This window comes from Sphingomonas jinjuensis, assembly GCF_014197105.1.
Classification (GTDB): Bacteria; Pseudomonadota; Alphaproteobacteria; order Sphingomonadales; family Sphingomonadaceae; genus Sphingomonas; species Sphingomonas jinjuensis.
In genome coordinates, this window is sequence record NZ_JACIEV010000006.1 from 44,541 (window position 1) to 68,033 (window position 23,493).

Genomic DNA, 23,493 nt, shown 5'->3' on the forward strand with positions numbered 1-23,493 from the left:
GCGGAGCAGACGGACGATGGCGACGATTCCGGCAGACGCTGCGGCTCCCCCGTCGCGCCCCGACGATCGCAAGCGGGCGACGCGCTCGCTCCAGGCGCTCAATTTCTTCATGGCCGACATGCAGGCGGGCATCGGGCCATTCCTGGGCGTCTTCCTGCAACAGCGCGGCTGGCAGACGGGGCCGATCGGCACGGTGATGACCGCGGGCGGCGTCGCCGGCATGCTGATGACGGCGCCCGCCGGGGCCCTCATCGACCATACCGACAAGAAGCGCTGGGTCGTCGTCGTCACCGGCATCTGCACGGTGCTCGCCTCGTTCCTGATCCTGTGGTCGCAATCATGGGCGGTGGTGACGGTCAGCCAGGTCGCGACCGCGATCGCCGGCGCCGCGATCGGGCCGGCGGTGGCGGGAATGACGCTGGGCGTGGTTCGCCAGAAGGGATTCAACGCGCAGAACGGGCGCAACCAGGCGTGGAACCACGCCGGCAACATGGTCGGCGCCGGGCTGTCGGGCTGGCTGGGCTGGAAGTTCGGCATGCCGGCGATCTTCTTCCTGGCGGCGGCGTTCGGGGTGCTCGCGATCATTTCGGTGTTGTCGATCCCCGAGCGGGCGATCAACCATCGCGCCGCGCGTGGGCTGGAAGGCGACGGCAAGGATGGCGAAGAGGAAGAAGGCGGCAAGGCGGAGGGGTTTCGCACCCTGCTGTCGAACAAGCCGATGCTGATCCTGGCCGCGGCGCTGGCCTGTTTCCACCTGGGCAACGGCGCGATGCTGCCGCTGTACGGGCTCGCCGTGGTGGGCGCGGGCAAGGGCAATGCGGCGATGTTCACCGCGACGACGGTGATGGTGGCGCAGGCGGTGATGATCGTCGCCAGCCTGATCGCGATGAAGGTGGCGGCGGGGCGCGGCTATTGGCTGGTGCTGCTGATCTCGTTCGCGGCACTGCCGCTGCGCGGGGCGCTGGCGGGCAGCTTTATCGAGCATTGGGGCGTGTGGCCTGTGCAGGCGCTCGACGGCATCGGAGCGGGCTTGCAGAGCGTGGCGGTGCCGGGGTTGGTCGCCTGCCTGCTGCGCGGCACGGGGCGCGTCAACGTGGGGCAGGGCGCGGTGATGACGGTGCAGGGCGTGGGTGCAAGCCTGTCGCCGGCGATCGGCGGCTGGCTGGCGCAGGCGATCGGCTATCAGGCGGCGTTCTACATCCTCGGCAGCTTCGCGGTCGTCAGCCTGCTGCTGTGGATCGGTTTTGCGGGCACGCTGCGTCCCGCCTGTGCGGGGACGCCGGAGGCGGCAGCGTGAGCGCAGCGCTGTGCTGGGTCCATGTCGGCGACCTGCATCTGGAGGCGGCCGACGGGTGGCAGTCACTCGACCGGCTGCGCGCCATCGTGGCGGAGGTAAACGCGCATGTCGGCGCGTCGGCAGACTTCGTGTTCCTCCCCGGCGATAATGCGAACCATGGCGAGCCCGAGCAATATGCGCGGATGATCGACACGCTACGGCCGCTGACGCGGCCGTGGCGGATCATTCCGGGCGACCACGACTTCGAGCCGGGTGATCTCGACGCCTATGAGGCGGCGGTGCCCGAGGCCAATCGGCCCGAGACCGAGGTGATCGGTGGCTATCGTTGCCTGTATCTCGACGTCGTGTCGGCGGGCGCAGGCGGGCCCGATTTTCGCCTGACGCAGCATGATCGCCGGCGGATCGCGGAGGAGCTGGCGCGGGCCGAGGCGGCGGGGCAGGTGCCGGCGGTGTTCATGCACGCCTATCCCGGCGATCTGACGGCCGACGTCGACGAGATCGCGAGCGGCTTCGCGCAGGGCGGCGTCGCCTTCGTCGATACCGGGCATACCCATTACAACGAGCTGCTGAACGACGGCCGCGTGCTGTATGGCGCGACCCGATCGACCGGGCAGATCGAGGAGGACGGCGGACGGCCGGGCTATGCGATCGTCTGCCTCCACGGGCGCGTGGCGAGCTGGCGCTTCCGGCGGATCGGCGAGGCCTGGCCGCATGTCCAGATCGTCGCGCCGAGCGATATCCGGCTGGTGACGCGACCGGCGGATGCCGCGCAGGTCCCGCGGCCCGATGCGGTGACGATCCTCGCCACGGTGATGGGATCGGACGATGTGCCGATGCTGGCGGTGGACGGCCGCGGAATCGGGCCGATGGTGCGCGACGCCGAAGGCTTATGGCGGCGCGCCGTGTCGGCTATCGAGGCGGGCGTGCATCGGGTCGAGGTGACGTGCGCCGGCCAGCGCGACGCGATCGACGTGCTGGTGCGCGGCGCCGATGCGATCCCCAAGCGCTGGCCGCCAGTCGCGCCGGGACGCGAATGCCATGCGATCGGGGCGTGGCTGGAAGCGGGGATCGAGGGGACGCAATTGGGACCGAACAAGAATGGCTGCGGCTGGTGAGCGCGGCGACGCTGGCGACCTGGGGGATCGCGGGACTTGCCACTGCGGGCGTGATCGGACGGCCGATGCGCTGGCCCGAATGGATCTGGGCGGTCGCGGGCGCGGTGCTGCTCGTCGTGCTGGGGCTGGTGCCGCTCGGCGCCGCCGGCCATGCGGTGGGCGAGGGGCTCGACGTCTATCTGTTCCTGATCGGCATGATGCTGCTAAGCGAGGTGGCGCGGCTCCATGGCGTGTTTGACTGGATCGCGGCGGTGGCGGTGGGCCATGCGAGGGGATCGGCACCGTGGCTGTTCGCGCTGGTCTATGCCGCGGGCGTGCTGGTGACGACGTTCATGTCGAACGATGCCACCGCGGTGGTGCTGACCCCGGCGGTGTTCGCGGTCGCGCGGCGGGCGAAGGTCGATCCTCTGCCGCTGCTGTTCGCGTGCGCGCTGGTCGCCAATGCGGCTAGCTTCGTCCTGCCGATCTCGAACCCGGCGAACCTGGTGCTGTACGGCGGACACACGCCGCCGCTGGGCCAGTGGCTGGCCTCGTTCGCGCTGCCGTCGGTGGCGTCGATCGTGGTGACCTTCCTGGCACTGCGCTGGGTCGAGCGGTCGCGCATCGTCGGCGAGTGCGCGGCGGTGGAGGAGCGGGTCGCGCTGACGCGTACCGGCAAGCTGGCGGTGGCGGCGGTAGCGGCGACGGTGGTGGTGCTGCTGGTTGCGTCCGCCCTCGACGTATCGCTCGGCTTGCCGACCGCGGTGCTGGGGATCGCGAGTGCGCTGCTGATTTCGGCGGTGGCGCGGCAATCGCCGGTCGAGCTGGCGAAGGCGGTGTCGTGGGGCGTGCTGCTGCTGGTCGCCGGGCTGTTCGTGCTGGTCGAGGCGCTGGTGCGGACCGGCGTGGTGGCGATGATCGCCGGCCAGCTGCGCGACGCGGCGGGAAGCGACCCCAAGGCGGCGGCGGCATGGGCTGGCGGCCTGCTGGCGGTGGGGTCGAACCTGGTCAACAACCTGCCCGCCGGGCTGGTCGCGAGCAGCGCGGTCGCGCAGGCGCAGCCGCCGCGGGAAGTGGTCGATGCGCTGCTGATCGGTGTCGACCTGGGGCCGAACCTGTCGGTGACGGGGTCGCTGGCGACGATCCTGTGGTTGCAGGTGATCCGGCGCGAGGGCGAGGACGTCGGCTTCTGGCGCTTCCTGAAGGTGGGCGCGGTGGCGATGCCGGTGGCGCTGGTCGCGGCGCTGGGTGTGCGGTTGCTGGTGTGACGAAGGATTTGGATGGGACAGATAGGCTGCAACCGCTTACGCTTCCCCGATGATCGGGCGGCTTCGGCGATGGCTGGCGGAAGAGGAATGGGCGTTCGCCGAGCATGAACGTCCGGCGTTGCCCGGTTCGCCCGGTGCGCCCGACCACCCGCATGCGCGACGGATCGCCTATGCGGTGATCGGCATCATCGTCGGGCTGACCGGCGGGTTCGGCAACGCGCTGATCGCCGCCAATACCGTGACGCTACAGGGTGCGCTGGGGCTCGATCCCGTCCAGATCGCCTGGTTGCCGACCGTCTATGTGATGACGAACGTGTCGATCAACCTGCTGATGATCAAGTTCCGCCAGCAATATGGGTTGCGGCCGTTCGCGCTGATTTTTCTGGGTATCTATGTCGCGCTGACCGCGGCGCATCTGTTCGTTCACGGCTTCGCCTCGGCGATTCTGGTGCGCGCGGCGAGCGGGATGGCGGGGGCGCCGCTGTCGAGCCTGTGCCTCTATTACATGATGCAGTCGCTGCCGGCGAAATGGCGGTTGAAGGGCGTCGTACTGGGCATCGGCGTGCCGCAATGCGCAACGCCGCTGGCGCGGCTGTTCTCGCCCGAGCTGCTGGCAATGTCGCAGTGGCGGACGCTGTATCTGTTCGAGCTGGGCATGGTGCTGGTCAGCTTCGCCGGCGTCGCCTGGCTGCGGCTGCCGCCGACGGTGCGGCAGAAGGCGTTCGAGCCGCTCGACTTCCTCACGTTCGCGTTGTTCGCGAGCAGCACCGCGCTGTTCGCGGCGGTGCTGGGGGTCGGGCGCTACGTGTGGTGGACCAATGCGGCGTGGATCGGCTGGGCGCTGGCGGCGGCGATCCCGCTGTTCCTAGCGGCGCTGGCGGTCGAGCATAACCGCGCCAACCCGCTGCTCAACGTCAAGTGGCTGGCCAGCGCGGATATCTTGCGCTTCACCATCGTCACGATCATGGCGCGTATCGTGCTGTCCGAACAGACCTATGCCGCCGTCGGGCTGTTGACGCTGCTGGGCGAGAACAACGATCAGCTGGTGCCGTTCTTCACGATCATCTTCGTCGCCTCCGCGATCGGCGTCGCGGTCAGCGCGATCACGCTCGACGTCACGCGGCTGACGCACCCGGTGATGATGGCGATCGCGCTGGTGGCGATCGCGGCCTACGTCGACAGCCACGCGACCAGCCTGACGCGCGCCCCGCAGCTGTACGTCACGCAGGGCACGATCGCCTTCGCCGCGACGCTGTTCCTGGGGCCGGCGCTGCTATTCGGCATGACCCGCGCGCTGCAACAGGGGGCGGGGCATATCATCAGCTTCATCGCGCTGTTCGGCATCGTCAATTCGATCGGCAGCCTGGCGGGCACGGCGATGCTGGGCAGCTATCAGCAGATCCGCGAAAAGGCGAACAGTGCCGCGCTGGTCCAGAACCTCGATCCCACCGATCCGATCGTGACTCAGCGGATCGCTAGCGGCGGCGCAGCAGTGGGGCGCGTCGTCGGCGATCCGGCGCTGGCGCGGGCGGAGGGATCGGCGCTGCTGGCGCAGGCGACGACACGGGAGGCGAATGTCTTGGCATATGGCGATGTGTTCCGGCTGATCGCGATGCTGGCGGGGATTACGTCGGGCTATCTGTGGTTCCTGCTGATGCGGCGGAGCTGGCGCGAGCGGCGCGCGGCGAGGCAGGGAGCGGCGGCATGAGCGATGCGCGTTCCCCCGTCGCAGTAGAGCCGGTTACCGAAGAGCGGGCCGCCGAGGCGCAGGCCGCACCGGCGGCACCGGTCGGATCGGGCTGGCGCCCGCCGAGCAACAGTCCGCTGGTGCTGGCAATCCTAGCGCTGGTTGCGGTCGCGGGAGTCCTGGCCGTGCTGGCGGCGTGGCGGCTGCCGCCGTTTTCGAGCGCCTATCAGTCGACCGATAACGCCTATGTCCGCGGCCGGGTGACGATCATCAGCCCGCAGGTGTCGGGCTATGTCACGCAGGTGTTCGTCCGCGACTTCGCCGATGTCGCCGCAGGTCAGCCGCTGGTGCGGATTGACGACCGCATCTATCGCCAGCGGGTCGATCAGGCGCAGGCGCAGGTCGAGGCACAGCAGGCGACGCTCGCCAACGCCCAGCAGGCGGCGCGCAGCCGGCAGGCGAGTTTCACCGCGCAGGATGCGGCGGTCGCCAATGCCCAGGCGCAGCTGATGCGCGCCAAGGCGGACATGGCGCGCGTCGACGACCTGGTCACCGATGGTTCGGTGTCGCAGCGCGAGCGCGACCAGACGCTGGCGGCGCTTCGCCAGGCGCAGGCACAGGTGCAGCAGGCGACCGCCGCGCGCGAGATCGCCCGCCAGGACATCCGCACCGTCGAGGTGGGGCGCGGCGGCCAGGCGGCGGGCGTATCGGGGGCGGAGGCGGCGCTGCGGCTGGCGCAGATCGACCTTGCCAACACGATCATTCGCGCGCCCGAGAAGGGCCGGTTGAGCGAGGTCGGCGTGCGGGTCGGCCAGTATGTGACCGCGGGATCGCAGCTGATGTTCCTGGTGCCGCCCGAGGTGTGGGTGATCGCCAACTACAAGGAGGCGCAGACCGCGCGGATCATGGTGGGGCAGCCGGCGTCGTTCAGCGTCGACGGGCTCGCCGATGCCCGGCTGACCGGGCGGGTCGAGCAAATCTCGCCCGCGGCGGGATCCGAGTTCGCGGTGCTCAAGTCGGATAATGCGACGGGCAATTTCACCAAGGTGCCGCAGCGGATCGCGGTGCGTATCCGCATCGATCCGGGCCAGCCGCTCTATGCGCGATTGCGGCCGGGCATGTCGGTTCAGGTGCGCGTCGACACCGCCGGGGCGCCGACGATCCGGTGAGGCGGGTCGTAGCTCTTGCCGCTGTGCTGGCGCTGGCCGGATGTGTCGGGCCGCGGCCGGTGCCGCCGGCGACGACGGCCGTCGTGCCGCCGCCGGCGTGGCGGACGCAGCTGGGCAGCGGCGCGCCGGTCACGACGGGGTGGTGGCAGGCGTTCGGCGATCCGGTACTACCCGGGCTGATCGAGCGGGCGCTGGCGGGCAACCCCGACCTCGGCGCCGCCATCGCGCGGGTCGAGGAGGCGCGCGCCGCTGAGCGGCTGGCGCGGGCCAACCGAGCGCCGCTGATCAGCGTCGGGGTGCCGACAACGGAGGGGCAGACGGTCAGCCCGTTCGGTACGCCGAGCACGGCGCTGGGCGTCCAGCCGCTGTTCCAGGCGAGCTACGACCTCGACCTGTTCGGGCGGCTGCGGGCGCTGAACCGGGCGACGCGGGCGCAGGCGCTGGCGAGCGAGGGTGCGCGCGACACGGTTCGGCTCGCCATCGCCGCGCAGGTGGCGACGGGTTATATCAGCCTGCGCGCGCTCGACCAGCGGCTGGCGATCGCGCGGGAAACGCTGGCGGCGCGGGCCGAGGCGCTGCGCATCGCGCGGCGGCGGGCCGAGACGGGTTATACCTCGAACCTGGAACTGCGCCAGGCGGAGGGCGAGTATCGCGCGACCGAGCAGCTGGTGCCGGCCGCCGAGCTGGCGGTGGCACGGCAGGAGAACGCGCTGAGCCTGTTGATGGGCGACAATCCCGGCCCGATCCCGCGCGGATTGCCGCTCGACCGCTTCGTGGTGCCCGTGGTGCCAAATGGTCTGCCCGCCGATCTGCTGCGCAGGCGGCCCGACCTGTACCAGGCCGAGCAGACTTTGGTCGCCGCCGATCGCAGCCTCGACAGCGCGCGCGCGGCGCTGCTGCCGGGATTGTCGCTGACCGGATCGGCGGGCGTGGTGCTGTCGACCGCGCTGGCAAATCCGATCGGGGTGTTCTCGATCGGCGGCAGCATCCTGTCGCCGCTGTTCGACGGCGGGCGGCTGCGGGCACAGGCGAGCGCGGCGACGGCACGACGCGACCAGGCGGCGTTCGCCTATCGCCGTGCGGCGCTGACCGCGTTTCGCGAGGTCGACGATAACCTGGCGGGGGTGCTGCGGTCGGGCCAGCAGGCCGCCGCGCTGGAGGCGCAGCGGCAGGCGCTCGCCGGGGCGCTGCGTAACGCCAGCAATCGCTATCGCGCCGGCTATTCGTCGTACATCGACCAGCTCGATGCGCAACGCGGTCTGCTGACCGCCGAGCTGACGTTGGTCCAGGCACGGGCGGATCGGCTGAACGCCTTCGTCCAGCTGTACCAGGCGCTGGGCGGCGGCTGGTCGCCCGCCGACGTGGCCGCGGTCACGCGCTAGCGGACGAGAACCCGTTCCTGCAGATCCTTGAGCGCGTTCCGGATCAGCGTGGTCATCGCCACCGTGGCCGCGGCGCTGTCGCCATCGGCGATGGCGTCGTACACCGAGCGGTGATCGGGGATCGAATCGCGCGGCATCGTCAACTCGCGCTGGCGCAATCGCGTCGTCAGCCTGATCGACGCCGAGATGCTCGGCGCGAGCGCGATGAGCGCATCGTTCTGCGAGGCATGGAGGATCGACACGTGGAATTCGCGGTCGGCCTGCTGGCCCGCCTCGGTCCCGATGGTCAGGCGGGTCATCGTGGCCAGCGCCTCGCGCATCGTGCGCAGTTCCGGCTTCGTGCGGCGCTCCGCCGCCAGCCTGGCGGCGACCGGCTCGATCGCTTCGCGTAACTCGAACAGGCTGCGGACGAGGCGTTGATCGGGGATGGCGGCAAAGGCCCAGTCGAGCACGTCGGGATCGAGCAGGTTCCAGCGGTGCCTGGGCTGGACGCGGGTTCCCGCCTTTGGTTTGCTCTCGACCAGTCCCTTGGCGATCAGCGTCTGGATCGCCTCGCGATAGGCGCCGCGCGACACCGCCAGCGCCTCGGCATGCGCGACCTCTCCGGGCATGATGTCGCCCGGCTGGAAGATGCCGGTGACGATGGCCCGACCCAGATGCTGGGCCACGGCGCCGCGCAGTCGCCGCCCCGATTTGCGGGCATCGGCATCGACGCGATGGTCCGATACCTCTTCATAGGGATTCAGCATCGGATCGACTTAAAGCCCTGAAACGCGGGGGGAAAGCGCCTTCCACATCGAACCGCCACCTTGGGGCTTTGTGACTCCTTCGCATTACTCCTACATGACTGTCTTGCAAGCTAGGGGCAATATGACCTGATCACGGTATCGTACGCTTTGCCTATAGGCACACTTGGGAGCAAAAAAGGTAATATTGAGTCCATAACTCCAACATTTTATCCGATCAAACTATTCACATACGGTATAAAATGTCCTACGGACGGTCGCAGGTCGTGCCGCTGGCGATTGGACGCCGTTATCGGGAGAGCGAGCCACCATGGGTCGAGCGATCGAATTAGATGAAATGTCGGCAGCCGCACTGTTGGCCGACCGAAGTGGAGCAGGCGAGAAGGGCACTGTGCCGGCGCGACGGCTGTCGAGGGTCAAGGATGCCATCCAGACCGGAACGGTCTATCCGCTTTGCGATATGAACGGTCGGCAGGCGGCTGCTGTATTGTATGTCGCACGCGACCTGCGCCTGGCGGTCGTCGTCAGCCTCCATCTGGGCGACGAGATGCGCTGCGAACCGCTGATGGTGGCGCCGTGCGGGCTTGATCCGATGCTGCGCTATTCCGTGCGGTGCGAAGGGGGCGGCCCGTTGCCGCCTGGCCTGCCCGCGAGCGCGCCGGGTTCCTATTTCATGGCCCGACGGATTTCGCTGCCGATGGTCGGCGATGTCCGCGGCGTGACGTTGCTGCTCGACGCCGGCACCAGCCTCGGCCATCGCAGCCCTCGACCCGACGGCTGACCCGCGAGGCGTCGACGCCGATCAGAACACTGCCCCTGGCGATCCCGCGTCGTCCGTTTTTTCACGTCGCAAGATCTCTGAAAAGGAACCACAACTCAGGTTAACCTGATCTTCAATAGTGGAACATAGGTTTCAGTGGTTCGCAGTCCTTCGGGTTCGGCCACGTTGCCGCCCCCCGGAGCCTGGAGAGGCATAGACCAAAGAGGGTTTGGCAATGTTCCGCTGGTTCGAAAAAGACGCCCCGATCAAGTTGAAGTTCAAGGTCCTGCTGATCGTGCAGGCGCTGATGTCGGCCGGCGGCATGGCGTGTACCTTCGCCGCCGGCCTCGCCGAGCCCGCTCAGGGCATCTATTTCGTCGCCGCGGCCGCGGTCGTGTCGACCATCGCCATCGCGATCCTCGGGCTCGCCGGCAAAGTGATCAGCGATCCCTATGTCGCAACAGTCGTTCGCATGGAGGGACTGGCCGCAGGCGACCTGACCACGCCGATCCATAATACCGAATTCAAGGACTGCATCGGCCGCATCTCGCGGGCGATGGAGGTCTTTCGGACCAACGCGGAGCAGATCCGGCAGGCACGCGTCTCCCAGAATCAGGTGGTGGGCGCACTGGCCGAAGGGCTGGGCAAGCTGGTCGCGGGCGACCTGTCGTTCCGCGCCGAAACGCCGTTCCCGGGCGAGTATGAGCGGCTGCGCATCGACTTCAACCGGGCCATGGATGAAGTCGCCAGCGTGATCGGCGCGGTGACGGAAGCCGCGAGCGGGATCAACAGCGGCGCGGGCGACATTCGCCAGGCGTCGGATGATCTGTCGCAGCGCACCGAGCAGCAGGCGGCCAGCCTGGAGCAGACCGCGGCGGCGATGGACCAGATCACCTCCACCGTCCGCGAGACGGCTGTCGGGGCGAGCCGTGCCAACAGCGTCGTCGCCGAGGCGCGCGTCGAGGCCGAGCAGTCGGGTGACGTCGTCCGTCGCGCGGTCGATGCGATGAGCGGGATCGAGCGGGGATCGAGCGAGATTTCCGAGATCATCACGGTGATCGACGGCATCGCCTTTCAGACCAACCTGCTGGCGCTCAACGCCGGTGTCGAGGCGGCACGCGCCGGCGACGCGGGCAAGGGCTTTGCGGTCGTCGCCTCCGAGGTGCGAGCGCTCGCGCAGCGATCGGCGGAAGCGGCGAAGGACGTGAAGACGCGCATCCTCGCCAGCTCCGAGCAGGTTGACGCCGGCGTCGAACTGGTCAGCGAGACGGGCAAGGCCCTGCAGCGGATCATTGGCCGGATCGCCGAGATCAGCGAGCTGGTGTCGACGATCGCGTCGTCGGCCGAGCAGCAGGCGATGGGCCTCCAGCAGATCAACACCGCGGTGTCCGAGATGGACGGCGTGACCCAGCAGAACGCCGCGATGGTCGAGCAGGCGACCGCGGCGGCGCGCAGCCTGTCGGCCGAGGCGGACGAGCTGGCGCGCCAGGTCGCGCGCTTCAAGGTCGGCAAGCAGGACAGCGTGTCGGCACCGTCCAACGCCGTCCACCAGTTGCAGGACCGGGCAGCCGCAGCGGCGCGCCGGGCCGCGCGCAACGTCGGCGGCGGACGCCGCTCGGGTAGCGCCGCCGTGGCGGTCGCGGCGGCCGAGGACGACTGGTCGGCCTTCTGACGGCCGACCGCCATCCACGCCTCCAATCGGAAGACCGCTGCCATGACCGCCCTTCAGCTCGGCGCCTCGCTCGACACCGCCGCCGCCACCAAGCTGCGCCATGATCTGCTCGCCCGCCTCGACACGCGCCAGCCGCTGACGATCGATGGCGCCGAAGTGGTCCGCGTCGGCCAGGCCTGCCTTCAGCTGCTCGCCAGCGCGAGGGCGGCGGCCGAGGCCCAGCAGCTGACGTTCGCGATCGTCGATCCCAGCCAGCCGCTCGTCGACATGGCGACGCTGGCGGGGCTTGGCGCGATCCTCGAGCCGGTCGGCTGAGGGAGGGATCGATGAACCTCGACGAAATCCAGCAGATCTTCTTCCAGGAGTGCGAGGAAGGCCTCGCGACGCTGGAAGGTTGCTTCGCCGCGATCCGTGGCGGTGCCGACGATCCCGAGACGATCAACACGGTGTTCCGCGCGGTCCACTCGATCAAGGGCGGCGCCGGCGCGTTCGGCCACGAGCGGCTCCAGGCCTATACCCATAGCTACGAGACGCTGCTCGACCTGGTGCGCAACGGCACGCTGGCCTTGTCGGACGACCTGGTCGGCACGATCATCGCGGCGTTCGACGTGCTGTCGGATCACATCGCCGCGGCGCGCGACCATGAGGAGCCGCCCGCCGACGCCGCGATGCTGGAGCGGCTGAGCGCCGCCGCCACCGGTGGTCCTGCGCCCGTCGCGGAGGTCGCGGCACCAGAGCCCGAGCCAGACCCCGCGCCGGTCGCGGCAGCGGGAGACGGCTTCGACGATCTGTTCGCGATGTTCGACGACGAGTCGACGGCGGCCGACGAACCGCCTGCCTGGCAGGTCGTCGTCCGCCCGTCGGCCAGCGCGCTCGACCACGGCGGCGAGCCGCTGCTGCTGATCCGCGAGCTGGTGGCGATGGGCGCGACGGTGATGTCGGTCGATACCAGCGCGCTGCCGATGCCGGCCGAAGTAGAGCCCGAGCGTTCGTACTTCGGCTGGACGCTGAGCGTGCCGGGGACGAACGACGAGGCGGCGATCCGCGGCGTGTTCGACTTCCTCGACGGCGATGTCGAGGTGACGCGGCTGGTGGACGAGGCCGCGGCGCAGGCAGCCGCGGCGGCCGCCGAAGCCGCCGCGATCGACGCGTTGCTCGACGGTATCGTCTCGGCGCCGGTCGCCGAGGTCGTCGCGGCACCGCCCCCGGCCCCCGCGCCGACGCCGGTGGTCGAGGCGCCCGTCGCAGCGCCTGCTCCCGCTTCCGCGCCCAATCCGGCACCGGTCGCTGCCGCCAAGCCGGCCGCCGCGCCGATTCCGCCGACGCAGCAGACGATCCGCGTCGAACTCGACCGGCTCGATCGCCTGGTCAACCTCGTCGGCGAGCTGGTCATCACCCAGGCGATGCTGGCGCAGCGGCTGTCCGAGAACGGCTGCCCGCCGATCGACGAGCTGACCGACCTCGACCACCTGACGCGCGAGTTGCAGGAATCGACGATGGCGATCCGCGCCCAGCCGATGAAGACGGTATTCAGCCGCGTGCCCCGGATCATCCGCGAACTGGAGCAGGAGACGGGCAAGCGCGTCCGCCTCGACGTCGAGGGCGAGATGACCGAGGTCGACAAGACCGTCGTCGAGCGCATCGGCGAGCCGCTGACCCACCTGATCCGCAACGCCGTCGACCACGGCCTGGAATCGACCGACGACCGGCTGGCGGCTGGCAAGGGCGCCGAGGGCGTCGTGCGCCTGTCGGCCGCGCATCAGTCGGGCCGGATCGTCATCACCGTCGCCGACGACGGCCGCGGTATCGACCGCGTCCGGGTGCGCGCCAAGGCGGTCGAGCGCGGCATCGTGTCGGCCGACGCGCAGCTGAGCGACGAGGATATCGACAATCTGATCTTCGCCCCCGGCTTCTCGACCGCCGCGACGGTGTCGAACATCTCGGGCCGCGGCGTCGGCATGGACGTGGTGCGCAAGAACATCCAGGCGCTGGGCGGCCGCATCGGCATCCAGTCGCGGCTGGGCCATGGCTCCAGCTTCTCGATGAGCCTGCCGCTGACGCTGGCGGTGCTCGACGGCATGATCGTGACGGTCGGCGAGCAGACGTTCGTCGTACCGCTGAGCCACATCGTCGAAAGCGTGCGGCCCGGCCAGGGCTGCGTGAAGCGGATGAGCAACAACGCCGCGGTGTTCGACGTGCGCGGGACCTATCTGCCGGTCCACCGCGTCGCCGACCAGCTGGGAATCGTCGGCGCCGCCACCGAGCCTGCCGAAGCCGTACTGCTCGTCGTCGAATCGGACGGCGGCCAGGGCGTGCTGATGGTCGATACCATCCAGGACCAGCGACAGGTCGTGGTGAAGAGCCTGGAGGCCAATTACCAGGCGATCCACGGTCTCGCCGGGGCGACGATTCTGGGCGACGGGCGCGTGGCGCTGATCCTCGACGTCGATGCGCTGATCTCGCGCTGGCGGCGCGACAATGTCCGGCGGGATCTGGCGGCGTGAACCTGGCCTATTCCCATCGCGAATTCTCGTTCGAGCCGGAGGATCATACGGCGATCGCGCGCCTCGCCTACGAGGAAGCGGGCATCGTCCTGCAACCGACGAAGGCGCAGCTGGTCTATGGCCGGCTGGCGCGGCGCATCCGTGCCTGCGGGCTGACCGGCTTCGCCGACTATATCGCGCTGATCCAAGAGGATAGTGAGGAGCGGACGCACGCGATCGATGCGCTGACGACGAACCATACCAGCTTCTTCCGCGAGAACCATCATTTCGAGCATTTCATGGAGACCTGCTGGCCGCCGCTGAAGAAGCGGCTCGCCACCGGGGGTCGCGTTCGGCTGTGGTCGGCGGCCTGTTCCAGCGGGGAAGAACCCTATTCGCTGCTGATGGTATTGCTGGGGACGGATCGACAGAGCGCGGGAGCGCTTGCCAAGCAGGACTTCAGGCTGCTCGGCACCGACCTGTCGACCGAGATACTGAGTTCGGCCCGCAACGCGCGCTATCACGCCGATACGGTCAAGACGATCCCGCCGGCCCTGCGCGAGGTGTGGGTCGGCAAGGGCGAGGCCGGCGGCGCGCAGCTTCACCCGCTGCTGCGCCAGCTGGCGACGTTCCGCTACCTCAACCTGCTCGGCAGCTGGCCGATGCGCAACAGGTTCGACGCGATCTTCTGTCGTAACGTCATGATCTATTTCGACGACGAGACGAAGGCGCGGCTGCAGTCGCGGCTTGCCGACCAGCTCGTCGTCGGCGGCTTCCTCTACATCGGTCATTCCGAACGGCTCGCCCCGGAAGTGGCGGGACGCTTCTCATGGATCGGCCGAACCACTTTCCAGAAGGTGTCCTGATGACCGTTCGGACTGTCGTCGTCGACGATTCCGCCTCGATGCGGGCCATGGTGTCGCACCTGCTCAACGCCGATCCGATGATCGAGGTGGTGGGCGAGGCCGACTGCCCCGCGACCGCGCGGACGATGATCAAGGAGCTGAATCCCGACGTCATCACCCTCGATGTCGAGATGCCCGGAATGAACGGGCTGGAATTCCTCGACAAGATCATGCGGCTGCGGCCGATGCCCGTGGTCATGCTGTCGACGCTGACCCAGGCGGGCGCCGACGCGACGCTGAAGGCGCTGGAGCTGGGAGCGTTCGACTGCTTCGGCAAACCGAGCCACAGCGCCTTCAGCCTGAAGGACTATGGCGACGAGCTGACCAGCGTCGTCAAGGCGGCGGCGCGGTCGCGTCGTGGGGCGCGGCCGATGGAAGCGGCGCCGGTGACGCCCAGCAACTATCGCCCGCGGCCCGACGCGCTGATCGCGATCGGATCGTCGACGGGCGGCGTCGAGACGCTGATCCGGCTGCTCTCCAGCTTCCCGGAGAATTGCCCGCCGACGGTGATCGTCCAGCACATGCCCGCCAACTATACGAGCACGTTCGCGGCGCGGCTCGACCGACTGTCGAAGCCGCGCGTCGTCGAGGCGGCGGGCGGGATGGTGCTGGAGCCGGGGCTGGTCTGCGTCGCGCCGGGCGGCGTGAATCATCTGACGATCTCTGGCCGAGAGGTACGCCGATGCCGCCTGATCGAGGGCGAACGCTATAACGGCCACCGTCCCTCGGTCGACAAGCTGTTCCTGTCGGTGGCGCAGACCGCGGGCGCCTCGGCGGTCGGGGCGATCCTGACCGGCATGGGCTCCGATGGCGCCGCGGGCCTGCTCGCGATGCGCGACGAGGGCTCGGTGACGGTCGGGCAGGACGAGGCGACATCGGTGGTCTACGGCATGCCCGCCGCGGCGAAGGCGATGGGCGCGGTTCAGATCCAGCTGCCGCTCGACCGCATCGCGCACCGCCTGCTCCAGGAGTGCCGCGCATGATGGCATCCGCGGCCCGCGCCGACGGATTGCGCCGGCTCAACATCTACCAGGGCGAAACCCGCATCTCCGACGAGGCCGACGTGGTGCTGACCACCGTGCTGGGAAGCTGCATCGCGGCATGCCTCTACGATCCGGTGGTGAAGGTTGGCGGGATCAACCATTTCCTGCTCGCCGAGCCGGGTCGCGATACCGACGCGGCGTCGATGCAGCGCTACGGCGTCTATGCGATGGAGGTGTTGATCAACGCGATGCTGTCGCGCGGCGCCACCCGCAACGCGTTGAAGGCGCGCATCTATGGCGGCGCCTCGATGCGCGACGGCTATCGCGACATCGGCGGTGCCAATGCAGCGTTCGCGCGCCGTTTCCTGGCCGACGAGCGGATCGCGCTGGTCGGTGAGGACGTCGGCGGGGTGGGGGCGCGGCGGGTGGAATTCCGCCCGGCGCTCGGCTTGGCGCGATGCCGAACCATCTCCGCGGCGGCGCCGCCGATCGTGGCGCCCAAACCGGTCCCCGTCGCGTCGTCCACCGGCGACGTCGAGTTCTTCTGATGACCAGCCAATCAATGCACAAGGAAACGCGCGTGGCGATCACGATCCTTACCGTCGACGACAGTCCCAGCATGCGGATGCTGCTGAAGGCGGCGCTCGTCGATCTCGGCTACGACGTCGTCCAAGCTGAGGACGGCGTCGATGCGCTGGAGACGATCGACGGGGCCGCCCCCGACCTCGTCATCACCGACATCAACATGCCGCGGCTCGACGGCTTCGGCCTGATCGAGCAGCTGCGCGTCCAGGACCATTACCGGACGATGCCGATCCTGGTCCTGACCACCGAAAGCTCCGACGAAAAGAAGCAGCGCGCCCGCGCCGCCGGCGCCACGGGCTGGATCGTCAAGCCGTTCGACCCCGAAAAGCTGGCGGCCGCGATCCGCCGCGTCCTCCACTGATCGCCCGCCCAGGAGAGTAGTCCGTCATGACCCGCCAGTTCATCACCTTCCAGCTCGGCGACCAGATCTTGGGCGTCGACATCATGGCGATCCGCGAGATCCGCGCCTGGTCGCCCGCCACGCCGCTGCCCAACGTGCCCGCGCATGTCCGCGGCGTCGTCAACCTGCGCGGCGTCGTGCTGCCCGTGCTCGACCTGCGCCATCGGCTGGGCTGGGGGCTGACCGATCCCAGCGCGCGCCATGTCATCATCGTCGTGCGCATCGGCGAGCAGCTGCAGGGGCTGATCGTCGACGCGGTCAACGACATCGTCGAGGTGCCGATGGAGACGATGCAGCCGGTGCCCGACATGGGCGACGTGCCCGCGGCGAGCTTCCTCGACGGGCTCGCCAACATCGACGATCGCCTGATCCTGATCCTGGCGCTCGACCGGCTCGCCGATGCCGGCCCGTCGCTCGCCGAAGCCGCCTGACACCCCTCCGCCTCCCACGAAGAAAGATACATTCCCCATGGCCGCCACCAAGGTTCTGGTCGTCGATGACTCGCTCACGATGCGCGCGCTGATCTCCGGTGCGCTCGAGCGTATTCCCAATGTCGAGGTCGTCGGTCTCGCCGACGGCGCGGACGAAGCGCGGGCGATGACCGAGCAGTTCCGCCCCGACGTGATCACGCTCGACGTCGAGATGCCGGGGATGAGCGGGCTCGAATATCTGGCCGAGGTGATGGAAAAGCGCCCGATGCCGGTCATCATGTTCTCGACCCGGACCGAGGCGGGGGCGGAGGCGTCGGTCGAGGCGCTGCGGCTGGGCGCGATCGACTGCTTCCCCAAGCCCAAGGTCGCGACCCCGGCGGAACTCGACAAGATCATCGGCAAGCTGGGCAAGCGGATCAAGGCGGCGAAATCGGCCGACGTGCGCGCAGCGGTGGCGGCGAAGGCGGCCCCGGCGGCGGCGCTGGAGTGGAACGGCCGCCCGCTGGCGATCGGGGCGGATGCGGGCAACACCAAGAACCTGTTCGAGCTGTTCGGCACCTTCCCGGCGAACTGCCCGCCGACGCTGGTCGTCCAGCACATCGGCGCGGGCCTTGCCGAAACCATGGTCGCCAAGCTGAACGACGAGATCGCCCCCAAGGTCGTGCTGGCGACCGACGGCATGGCGGTGGAGCAGGGCACCATCTATCTGGCACCCCCGGGCGAGACGCATCTCGTCATCGACAGCTGGCCTAACGGGAAGCTGCGCCTGCTGCCGCGCGATCCCGTCGCGGGCGAGCGGCCGTCGATCTCGGTGCTGTTCGCATCGGTCGCCAAGGCGGCGGGGGCGGATGCCGTCGCGCTGCTGATGAGCGAACCCAGCGAAGACGGCGCTGCCGGCATGAATGCGCTGAGCGCGGTCGGCGGCTATGGCATCCAGCAGGCGCCGGAGGGAACCAACGGCTTCACCCTGGCGCGCAAGATGGCGCAGCAGCCGGTCGCGCTCGACCAGCTTCCCGCGACTCTGGTCAAGCTGTGCAGCAAATGAAGATGGGCCATGATGTCACGCCAGATCCGTCGGTGATCGACGGCGTGCTGGCGGCGGTCCTCGCCGAGGAACTGGTCGCGTTGACCGGGCAATTGTCCGATCTCGCCTACGACCTCGGCTCTAACCCCGAGACGTTGCGCGCGCACATGAGCAGTATTCAGCTGGTCGACGTCATCACTCAGGCGCAGATCGCGATCGCCGACATCCTGCGGTCGGATGCACCGATCGAGGATCGCATCGCCTCGATCACGCTGGAGGCGTTGGGCCAGCGGATCGGCGACGGCTATCGCAAGCGGCTGGACGTGCGGAACTGACGGATCATGGGCTGGCGGGGCGGCGATAGCCGTCGTCGTCGTTCTTGGCGGCGAGGTAGATACCACCGCCAACGGCGACGGCGGCCAGCGCGATGATGACGACGCCCGCACCGGACCCGCCACCAAGACGCGATGTCTTGCCGCGCGTCGTCCCGGCGCGCGCGGCGGAGGCCAGCGACAGCGACGAAGCGCTCGGCGTCGACGATGCGGATCGCGGTGCCGCCTGGGCGGCCGGCACGGACGCCAGCGCAAGCGCGACGACACTAGTGGATATGGCTCGGATCATGACGGGCTCCCTTATCAGCCGATAAGCCAACCGGCGTCGCGGCCAAGGGTTCCGGTCGTCACCACCCGCCATCTCGCCCGCGGGGCCGCCCGGGGCGGAACCGCGGTAAAGCGGGTGGGAAAGCCTCTCAGCCCTGGGTCTTGCGCGTCTTGGCCGCGCCGATGCTGTCCGCCATCGCTTCATACTGAGCAGTGGTGAAGCCGGCTGCGATGAAGCGGCGCACCTCGGCCGGGGGGATCGCGTAGCCGTGATGCCAGGTCAGGACGGCGACGCGGCGCAGCGCCTCGAGCCGCTCGTCGGCAAGCATCGGGTTGGGCTGGACGAAGACGGCGCGCAGCGCGGTCGACAAGCGGCCGGGGCGACGCAGCGACGACATCCGGTCGCGGCGGGCGACCGCGACGACCGACCATTCGAGCGGTGACAACCGACCCCGGTCGGTCTGCACCTCAACCTCGGCGATGGGCCGGACGGCTGGCTGGGCGATGTGGCGGACGGCGGCGGCGCTACCAATCTCGTTGAAGGCGATGAAGGCCATGGGCGTTCTCCCTGCGGCTGTTGTTCTATACTGATCGGTATAGAAGAGCCGGCGGGGACCGTCAACGACTTTTTGTACCGCCCGGTAAATTACCTGCTGGGGAACACCGCCAAGCTGGTATCGACGACGCGTTCCAGTTCCTCGCGCGTCGCACCGGCACCCGCCTGGACGGCGAGGCCCTGAAGGATGGTGTAGAGGAATTGCGCCAGCGCCTCGGGCTCGACGTGAGGCTGGAGGTCGCCGTCGTCGCGCGCCTGGCGAAACCGATCGATGATCGCGGCGGATGAGGATTCGCGGCGCTTGATGACCTCGGCACGGATCGACTCCGCCTCCGCACCGCACGCGGTGGCGCCGATCACGCCGAGGCAGCCCTTCGGCCCGCAGTCGCTGGTCTGCGCCTTCACCGCGCCGCGCATCAGATGCTCGGCGACACCGCGTGCGGTCGGCTGAGCGAGCGCCTCACGAACATAGGCGAGCTTTTCGGTCTCATAGAGGTCGAGCGCCTTGTGGAACAGCTGTTCCTTGTTGCCGAAGGCGGCGTAGAGACTGGGCTTGGTGATCCCCATCGCCTCGGTCAGGTCGGCCATCGACGCGCCCTCATAGCCTTTCGACCAGAAGACGCCGAGCGCCGCCGCCAGTGCCGCCTCGGTACAGAAGCCGCGGGGGCGGCCTCGGGTCGGAGCGGTGAGAAGGTCTTCCATAACGGACGGTATATAATGGCTCGGCGGCGACAGTCGAGGGGCTATCGGTTGAGTGCCGTCATCGTCTGTGCGGGATAGCGCGTGCCGGTGGCGGCGCCCGGCGGCAGGATCCGGTCGATCCGGGCAAGGTCGTCGTCGCTCAGGATGACGTCGAGCGCGCCGAGATTGTCCTCGAGATAGTAGCGGCGCTTGGTGCCGGGGATGGGAACGAGGTCGTCGCCCTGCGCCAGCACCCAGGCGAGCGCGAGCTGCGCCGGGGTGAAGCCCTTGTCGGCGGCCATCGCCTTGATCGCGGCGACGAGATCGAGATTGGCCTGGAACGCTTCGCCCTGAAAGCGCGGGTGGTTGCGACGCGCGTCGTCGGGGGCGAACTGGTCGGGAGAGGTAATCTCGCCGGTCAGGAAGCCGCGGCCAAGCGGGCTGTAGGGGACGAAGCCGATGCCAAGCTCGCGCAGCGTCGGCAGGATCTCGGTTTCGGGATCGCGGGTCCACAGCGAATATTCGGTCTGGAGCGCGGTGAGCGGGTGGACCGCATGGGCGCGCCGGATGGTATCGGGCGCGGCCTCCGACAGGCCGAGATACTTGACCTTGCCGGCGGTCACGAGCTCGGCCATCGCGCCGACGGTTTCCTCGATCGGCACCTGCGGATCGACGCGATGCTGGTAGTAGAGATCGATATAGTCGAGCCCGGTGCGCTTCAGGCTGGCGTCGCAGGCGGCACGGACATAGTCGGGGCGGCCGTTGACGCCGAGCTGAGCGCCGTCGGGCCCGCGCATGATGCCGAACTTGGTGGCGACGACGATCCATTCGCGACGCTGGCGGACGGCGCGGCCGACCAGCTCTTCGTTGGCGCCGACGCCGTACATGTCGGCGGTGTCGAGGAAGGTGATGCCGCGATCGATGGCAAGGTCGATGGTGGCGATGGATTCGACCTCGTTGCGGCTGCCGTAGAAGTCGCTCATCCCCATGCAGCCGAGGCCGAGCGCGGATACCTCAAGGCCTTGCGAGCCGAGTTTGCGGGTTTGCATGGGGATACGTCCTAACTTTGGGTGAGGCGGGGTAAATGGTTGGGGTACTAACAGGTTTCATCATCCGTTCGCCCTGAGGAGAGGCTGAGCGCAGTCGAAGCCTCGTCTCGAAGGGCAGGTGGTTCGAGACGGCGCTTCGACTTCGCTCAGCGCCTCCTCACCACGAACGGGCGGGGGGATGGTCTGCGGGGCGGATCATGCGCTCGCCACGTACCGGTCGACGATGCCTGGTAGCAGCGTCAACGGGACATTGCCGCCGAGCACGATGGCATCGTCGAAGCGCTTGAGATCGAAGCGGTCGCCAAGCGCCGCCCTGGCGCGGTCGCGTTGGCGGTTGATCTCGTTGTGACCCATCTTGTACCCGCACGCCTGTCCCGGCCACGCGCAATAGCGGTTGAGTTCTGAGCGGAGCTGTTCGCGCGGCTGGCCGGTGCCGTTGGCGAACCAGTCGAGCGCCTGGTCGAAGCTCCAGCGCTTATAGTGGACGCCGGTGTCGACGACCAGGCGGCAGGCGCGGAAGCTGATCGACTGAAGATAGCCGATCCGGCCCAGCGGATCGTCGGCGTAGATGCCGAGCTCGTCGGCGAGCTGTTCGGCATAGAGTGCCCAGCCTTCCGAATAGGCGTTGAACGCCAGCAGCGAACGGATCAGCGGCAGCTTGTAGCTGTATTCGCCCTGCCAGACGTGGCCGGGAATGCCCTCGTGGAAGCTCAGCGTCGGCAGCGAATAGCGCGGCCAGATCGAAGTATCCTTGAGGTTGATGTAATAGGTGCCGGGGATCGAACCGTCCATCGAGCCGGGGCCGGCATAGCCGTTGGGCATGCCGTCCTGGATCGCGGGCGGCACGCGCTTGATCTGGAGGTTGCCCTTGACGAGCGTACCGAACGCCTGGGGCAGGCGCGTGCGCACCGCGGCGATGCGGCCGTTGACATAGGCGAGCAGCTTCGCCCGCCCGGCGTCATCGTTGGCGAAGACGAGGTCGGGGCGCTTCGACAGCGCAGTCAGTCGCTCGCCGACGCTGCCCTGCGTGAGGCCCTGTGCCTTCAGGAGCCGATCAATCTCGGCGTTGAGCTGCGCATTTTGTTCGATGCCGAGGCGGTGGAGATCGTCGGGCGTGTAGTTGGTCGTGGTCGCCGCCTTAACCAGCCAAGCGTAATAGGCATCACCATCGGGGCGGGCCCAGACGCCGGGCACGTCGCTGGCCTTCGCGCGCAGCGCGGCCAGCGCCGCGGCCTGGCGGCGGAGCGCGGGGGCGACCTTGCCCGAGGCCAGCGCGGCGGCGCGGGTGGCGTAGCTGGCGGGGAGGCCGGCCTTCGCGCATTTGGCGGCGAAGCTGTCGACGATGCTCCACTGGCCGGCGGGGCGATCGGCCATGCCGGTGATCTGCTTGACGGCGATGTCGTTGAGGAAGCCGGGGAGGATCGCGCCCTTTGCCCCATCAGCCGCGACACGGGCGCTTTCGGCGTCGATCTGCTGCGCGAACCCCTCGATGCGGGCAAGATAGGCGTCGGCGTCCGCCGCGGTCGCGACCGCGTGGCGTTCCTCCAGCGTCGAGGGCAGGGTGACGTAGCTGCCGCTGTTCTGCGCGACAACATAGGGGCTGCTGGCGTAATTGTGATCGGCGTTGAGGATGGCGACCTCGCCCACCGGCATCGTGCGCCAGCCATCGGCGGCGAGCCGGAAGGCGCTGTGCGCGACATCGCAGTCGAGCGCCACGGCGGGGGACAGCGAGCGGCGGTCGAGCTTCGCATAATCGCCGAGGAAGCGGGCGGTGTCGGCGGCACGGCGCTGCTCGGCGGTGGCGGAGCGGTCGGACAGTCGTGGGCGCAGCGCGGCGCGGGCGTCCTTGTCGATCCCGAGCGACATGGCGACCTCGGGGTATTCGCCGAGCAACCAGTCGCAGGTGCGGTCGAGCAATGCCTTGGCGCCGGCGTCACCGGGCGCGGCTATACCCTGGGCGGGCAGGTAGGCGGACAGCCCGGTGGCGCCCACGCCGGCCAGCATCATGCGACGGTTCAGTTCCACGGCCATTCCCTCTCGATCGTTCGGGAGGGGATAGGCGGCCTGGCGCTCCTCTGTCGAGGCGATCAGGCCGGTAGCACGCGCATCGCCGCAATCAGCGGCGGCAGACAGGTGACGTCGGCGATGGGAATGGCGTCGGACATCAGCCAAGCTTCCGCTGCGGCCAGCGTCGAGAAGTACATCGCCGGACGCCCGGCGGCGGCACGCTGGATCTGCGCGCGGGCGAGGCCAGGTTCGACGATGAAGGCGATCCGGCGGGAGACCAGCGCGGGATCGTTGAGGACGTTCTGGAATCCCTCGACGCTGCCCTGCGGTTGAATCTTCATGTCGCGGATGTCGACGAGCGTGACGTGCTGGTTCTTCCTGCATCGCAACTTGGTGTGCTCGATGCGCAGCATCGACACGAAGCGCTTGATATCGGGTAGCTCAAAAAATCCCGACATCGTGATGCGGAGCATCGACGCGGGAACATCGGCGTTGATCGAAAACCGTGCGAACATGCGGCGAATGTCTTCGGGGTCGCCTAATAAAATCCTATCAAACCGAAGTGAGTTATTGAGCGGTAACAACGTGCTGCGGCCTGCTCGTGATGCAACGCGAACAGCGTGGTCTACCCGCAAGATAAGTCATATAAAACCACAACGGGCCGATCGGCCACGTCGATCGCGATGGCGAATCGGCGATTACAGGCGCGCCATTG

Annotated in this window: 24 protein-coding genes; 17 read left to right on the top strand and 7 right to left on the bottom strand. The window is 68.6% G+C overall.

Annotation, left to right across the window (positions count from 1 at the left end; genetic code table 11):
- Positions 1-16: 16 nt before the first annotated feature.
- From GGQ80_RS11125 to GGQ80_RS11150, 6 genes are read left to right on the top strand one after another with little or no spacing between them, the layout of a single operon-like run.
- The gene (locus GGQ80_RS11125) at positions 17-1,297 is read left to right on the top strand and encodes an MFS transporter (protein ID WP_183984791.1); all 1,281 of its coding nucleotides are present in this window, start codon (positions 17-19) and stop codon (positions 1,295-1,297) included.
- Entirely contained in the window at positions 1,294-2,412 is a 1,119-nt protein-coding gene (locus GGQ80_RS11130; RefSeq protein WP_183984793.1) for a metallophosphoesterase, read from the top strand. The genes GGQ80_RS11125 and GGQ80_RS11130 overlap by 4 nt, the downstream gene beginning before the upstream one ends.
- Positions 2,409-3,659: an arsenic transporter gene (locus GGQ80_RS11135; protein WP_343051033.1), complete on the top strand. Its 1,251-nt coding sequence runs from the start codon at positions 2,409-2,411 to the stop codon at positions 3,657-3,659. Before GGQ80_RS11130 ends, GGQ80_RS11135 begins: the two co-directional genes overlap by 4 nt.
- A 49-nt stretch (positions 3,660-3,708) precedes the next feature.
- Positions 3,709-5,367 carry an efflux MFS transporter permease gene (locus GGQ80_RS11140; protein ID WP_183984798.1) on the top strand — a complete coding sequence of 553 codons (1,659 nt, stop codon included), beginning with the start codon at positions 3,709-3,711 and terminating at the stop codon, positions 5,365-5,367.
- Positions 5,364-6,515, top strand: a complete 1,152-nt coding sequence (locus GGQ80_RS11145; RefSeq protein ID WP_183984800.1) for an HlyD family secretion protein — start codon at positions 5,364-5,366, stop codon at positions 6,513-6,515. Before GGQ80_RS11140 ends, GGQ80_RS11145 begins: the two co-directional genes overlap by 4 nt.
- Complete coding sequence (locus tag GGQ80_RS11150; RefSeq protein WP_183984802.1) at positions 6,512-7,897, top strand: efflux transporter outer membrane subunit; 1,386 nt, start codon at positions 6,512-6,514, stop codon at positions 7,895-7,897. Before GGQ80_RS11145 ends, GGQ80_RS11150 begins: the two co-directional genes overlap by 4 nt.
- Here the strand turns inward: GGQ80_RS11150 and GGQ80_RS11155 are convergent.
- Positions 7,894-8,646: a FadR/GntR family transcriptional regulator gene (locus GGQ80_RS11155; RefSeq protein ID WP_183984804.1), complete on the bottom strand. Its 753-nt coding sequence runs from the start codon at positions 8,644-8,646 to the stop codon at positions 7,894-7,896. The genes GGQ80_RS11150 and GGQ80_RS11155 overlap by 4 nt on opposite strands.
- Before the next feature lie 307 nt (positions 8,647-8,953).
- Between GGQ80_RS11155 and GGQ80_RS11160 the strand changes: the two genes are divergently transcribed.
- From GGQ80_RS11160 to GGQ80_RS11210, 11 genes are all read left to right on the top strand, one after another.
- Entirely contained in the window at positions 8,954-9,424 is a 471-nt protein-coding gene (locus GGQ80_RS11160) for a hypothetical protein (RefSeq protein ID WP_183984806.1), read from the top strand.
- Positions 9,425-9,638: 214 nt separating this feature from the next.
- Positions 9,639-11,075 (top strand): methyl-accepting chemotaxis protein, encoded by a 1,437-nt coding sequence (locus GGQ80_RS11165; protein WP_183984808.1) that lies wholly within the window; start codon positions 9,639-9,641, stop codon positions 11,073-11,075.
- Between the two features lie 42 nt (positions 11,076-11,117).
- On the top strand, positions 11,118-11,390 hold the full coding sequence (locus GGQ80_RS11170; protein WP_183984810.1) for an STAS domain-containing protein: 273 nt from the start codon (positions 11,118-11,120) through the stop codon (positions 11,388-11,390).
- An 11-nt stretch (positions 11,391-11,401) separates the two neighbouring features.
- Positions 11,402-13,579 (top strand): chemotaxis protein CheA, encoded by a 2,178-nt coding sequence (locus GGQ80_RS11175; RefSeq protein ID WP_183984812.1) that lies wholly within the window; start codon positions 11,402-11,404, stop codon positions 13,577-13,579.
- Positions 13,576-14,424, top strand: a complete 849-nt coding sequence (locus GGQ80_RS11180) for a CheR family methyltransferase (protein WP_183984814.1) — start codon at positions 13,576-13,578, stop codon at positions 14,422-14,424. The genes GGQ80_RS11175 and GGQ80_RS11180 overlap by 4 nt, the downstream gene beginning before the upstream one ends.
- Positions 14,424-15,446, top strand: a complete 1,023-nt coding sequence (locus GGQ80_RS11185) for a protein-glutamate methylesterase/protein-glutamine glutaminase (RefSeq protein WP_183984816.1) — start codon at positions 14,424-14,426, stop codon at positions 15,444-15,446. Before GGQ80_RS11180 ends, GGQ80_RS11185 begins: the two co-directional genes overlap by 1 nt.
- Complete coding sequence (locus GGQ80_RS11190; protein ID WP_183985130.1) at positions 15,446-15,994, top strand: chemotaxis protein CheD; 549 nt, start codon at positions 15,446-15,448, stop codon at positions 15,992-15,994. Before GGQ80_RS11185 ends, GGQ80_RS11190 begins: the two co-directional genes overlap by 1 nt.
- A gap of 32 nt (positions 15,995-16,026) precedes the next feature.
- Complete coding sequence (locus tag GGQ80_RS11195; protein WP_183985132.1) at positions 16,027-16,392, top strand: response regulator; 366 nt, start codon at positions 16,027-16,029, stop codon at positions 16,390-16,392.
- Between the two features lie 26 nt (positions 16,393-16,418).
- Positions 16,419-16,862 carry a chemotaxis protein CheW gene (locus GGQ80_RS11200; RefSeq protein WP_183984817.1) on the top strand — a complete coding sequence of 148 codons (444 nt, stop codon included), beginning with the start codon at positions 16,419-16,421 and terminating at the stop codon, positions 16,860-16,862.
- A 37-nt stretch (positions 16,863-16,899) separates the two neighbouring features.
- Positions 16,900-17,907 carry a chemotaxis protein CheB gene (locus tag GGQ80_RS11205; RefSeq protein ID WP_183984819.1) on the top strand — a complete coding sequence of 336 codons (1,008 nt, stop codon included), beginning with the start codon at positions 16,900-16,902 and terminating at the stop codon, positions 17,905-17,907.
- A 2-nt stretch (positions 17,908-17,909) separates the two neighbouring features.
- A complete protein-coding gene (locus GGQ80_RS11210; RefSeq protein WP_183985134.1) occupies positions 17,910-18,221 on the top strand; it encodes a hypothetical protein in 312 nt (103 codons plus the stop codon).
- Positions 18,222-18,225: 4 nt separating this feature from the next.
- Here the strand turns inward: GGQ80_RS11210 and GGQ80_RS11215 are convergent, their stop codons facing one another.
- The 6 genes from GGQ80_RS11215 to GGQ80_RS11240 form a co-directional block, all read right to left on the bottom strand.
- Positions 18,226-18,507: a hypothetical protein gene (locus GGQ80_RS11215; protein ID WP_183984821.1), complete on the bottom strand. Its 282-nt coding sequence runs from the start codon at positions 18,505-18,507 to the stop codon at positions 18,226-18,228.
- A gap of 127 nt (positions 18,508-18,634) precedes the next feature.
- A complete protein-coding gene (locus GGQ80_RS11220; protein ID WP_183984823.1) occupies positions 18,635-19,042 on the bottom strand; it encodes a hypothetical protein in 408 nt (135 codons plus the stop codon).
- A gap of 89 nt (positions 19,043-19,131) precedes the next feature.
- Positions 19,132-19,743, bottom strand: a complete 612-nt coding sequence (locus GGQ80_RS11225) for a TetR/AcrR family transcriptional regulator (RefSeq protein WP_183984825.1) — start codon at positions 19,741-19,743, stop codon at positions 19,132-19,134.
- Between the two features lie 41 nt (positions 19,744-19,784).
- Complete coding sequence (locus GGQ80_RS11230) at positions 19,785-20,771, bottom strand: aldo/keto reductase (RefSeq protein ID WP_183984827.1); 987 nt, start codon at positions 20,769-20,771, stop codon at positions 19,785-19,787.
- Between the two features lie 195 nt (positions 20,772-20,966).
- Positions 20,967-22,802 carry a DUF885 domain-containing protein gene (locus tag GGQ80_RS11235; RefSeq protein WP_221364343.1) on the bottom strand — a complete coding sequence of 612 codons (1,836 nt, stop codon included), beginning with the start codon at positions 22,800-22,802 and terminating at the stop codon, positions 20,967-20,969.
- Positions 22,803-22,858: 56 nt separating this feature from the next.
- Positions 22,859-23,362 carry a hypothetical protein gene (locus GGQ80_RS11240; protein WP_183984829.1) on the bottom strand — a complete coding sequence of 168 codons (504 nt, stop codon included), beginning with the start codon at positions 23,360-23,362 and terminating at the stop codon, positions 22,859-22,861.
- Positions 23,363-23,493: the final 131 nt, after the last annotated feature.

Coding starts and splice junctions, on each gene's coding strand:
- GGQ80_RS11125 (WP_183984791.1), top strand. CDS start 17: ATGGCGACGATTCCGGCAGACGCTGCGGCTCCCCCGTCGCGCCCCGAC.
- GGQ80_RS11140 (WP_183984798.1), top strand. CDS start 3,709: ATGATCGGGCGGCTTCGGCGATGGCTGGCGGAAGAGGAATGGGCGTTC.
- GGQ80_RS11145 (WP_183984800.1), top strand. CDS start 5,364: ATGAGCGATGCGCGTTCCCCCGTCGCAGTAGAGCCGGTTACCGAAGAG.
- GGQ80_RS11155 (WP_183984804.1), bottom strand. CDS start 8,646: ATGCTGAATCCCTATGAAGAGGTATCGGACCATCGCGTCGATGCCGAT.
- GGQ80_RS11160 (WP_183984806.1), top strand. CDS start 8,954: ATGGGTCGAGCGATCGAATTAGATGAAATGTCGGCAGCCGCACTGTTG.
- GGQ80_RS11165 (WP_183984808.1), top strand. CDS start 9,639: ATGTTCCGCTGGTTCGAAAAAGACGCCCCGATCAAGTTGAAGTTCAAG.
- GGQ80_RS11170 (WP_183984810.1), top strand. CDS start 11,118: ATGACCGCCCTTCAGCTCGGCGCCTCGCTCGACACCGCCGCCGCCACC.
- GGQ80_RS11175 (WP_183984812.1), top strand. CDS start 11,402: ATGAACCTCGACGAAATCCAGCAGATCTTCTTCCAGGAGTGCGAGGAA.
- GGQ80_RS11185 (WP_183984816.1), top strand. CDS start 14,424: ATGACCGTTCGGACTGTCGTCGTCGACGATTCCGCCTCGATGCGGGCC.
- GGQ80_RS11190 (WP_183985130.1), top strand. CDS start 15,446: ATGGCATCCGCGGCCCGCGCCGACGGATTGCGCCGGCTCAACATCTAC.
- GGQ80_RS11200 (WP_183984817.1), top strand. CDS start 16,419: ATGACCCGCCAGTTCATCACCTTCCAGCTCGGCGACCAGATCTTGGGC.
- GGQ80_RS11205 (WP_183984819.1), top strand. CDS start 16,900: ATGGCCGCCACCAAGGTTCTGGTCGTCGATGACTCGCTCACGATGCGC.
- GGQ80_RS11210 (WP_183985134.1), top strand. CDS start 17,910: ATGGGCCATGATGTCACGCCAGATCCGTCGGTGATCGACGGCGTGCTG.
- GGQ80_RS11215 (WP_183984821.1), bottom strand. CDS start 18,507: ATGATCCGAGCCATATCCACTAGTGTCGTCGCGCTTGCGCTGGCGTCC.
- GGQ80_RS11220 (WP_183984823.1), bottom strand. CDS start 19,042: ATGGCCTTCATCGCCTTCAACGAGATTGGTAGCGCCGCCGCCGTCCGC.
- GGQ80_RS11225 (WP_183984825.1), bottom strand. CDS start 19,743: ATGGAAGACCTTCTCACCGCTCCGACCCGAGGCCGCCCCCGCGGCTTC.
- GGQ80_RS11230 (WP_183984827.1), bottom strand. CDS start 20,771: ATGCAAACCCGCAAACTCGGCTCGCAAGGCCTTGAGGTATCCGCGCTC.
- GGQ80_RS11235 (WP_221364343.1), bottom strand. CDS start 22,802: ATGGCCGTGGAACTGAACCGTCGCATGATGCTGGCCGGCGTGGGCGCC.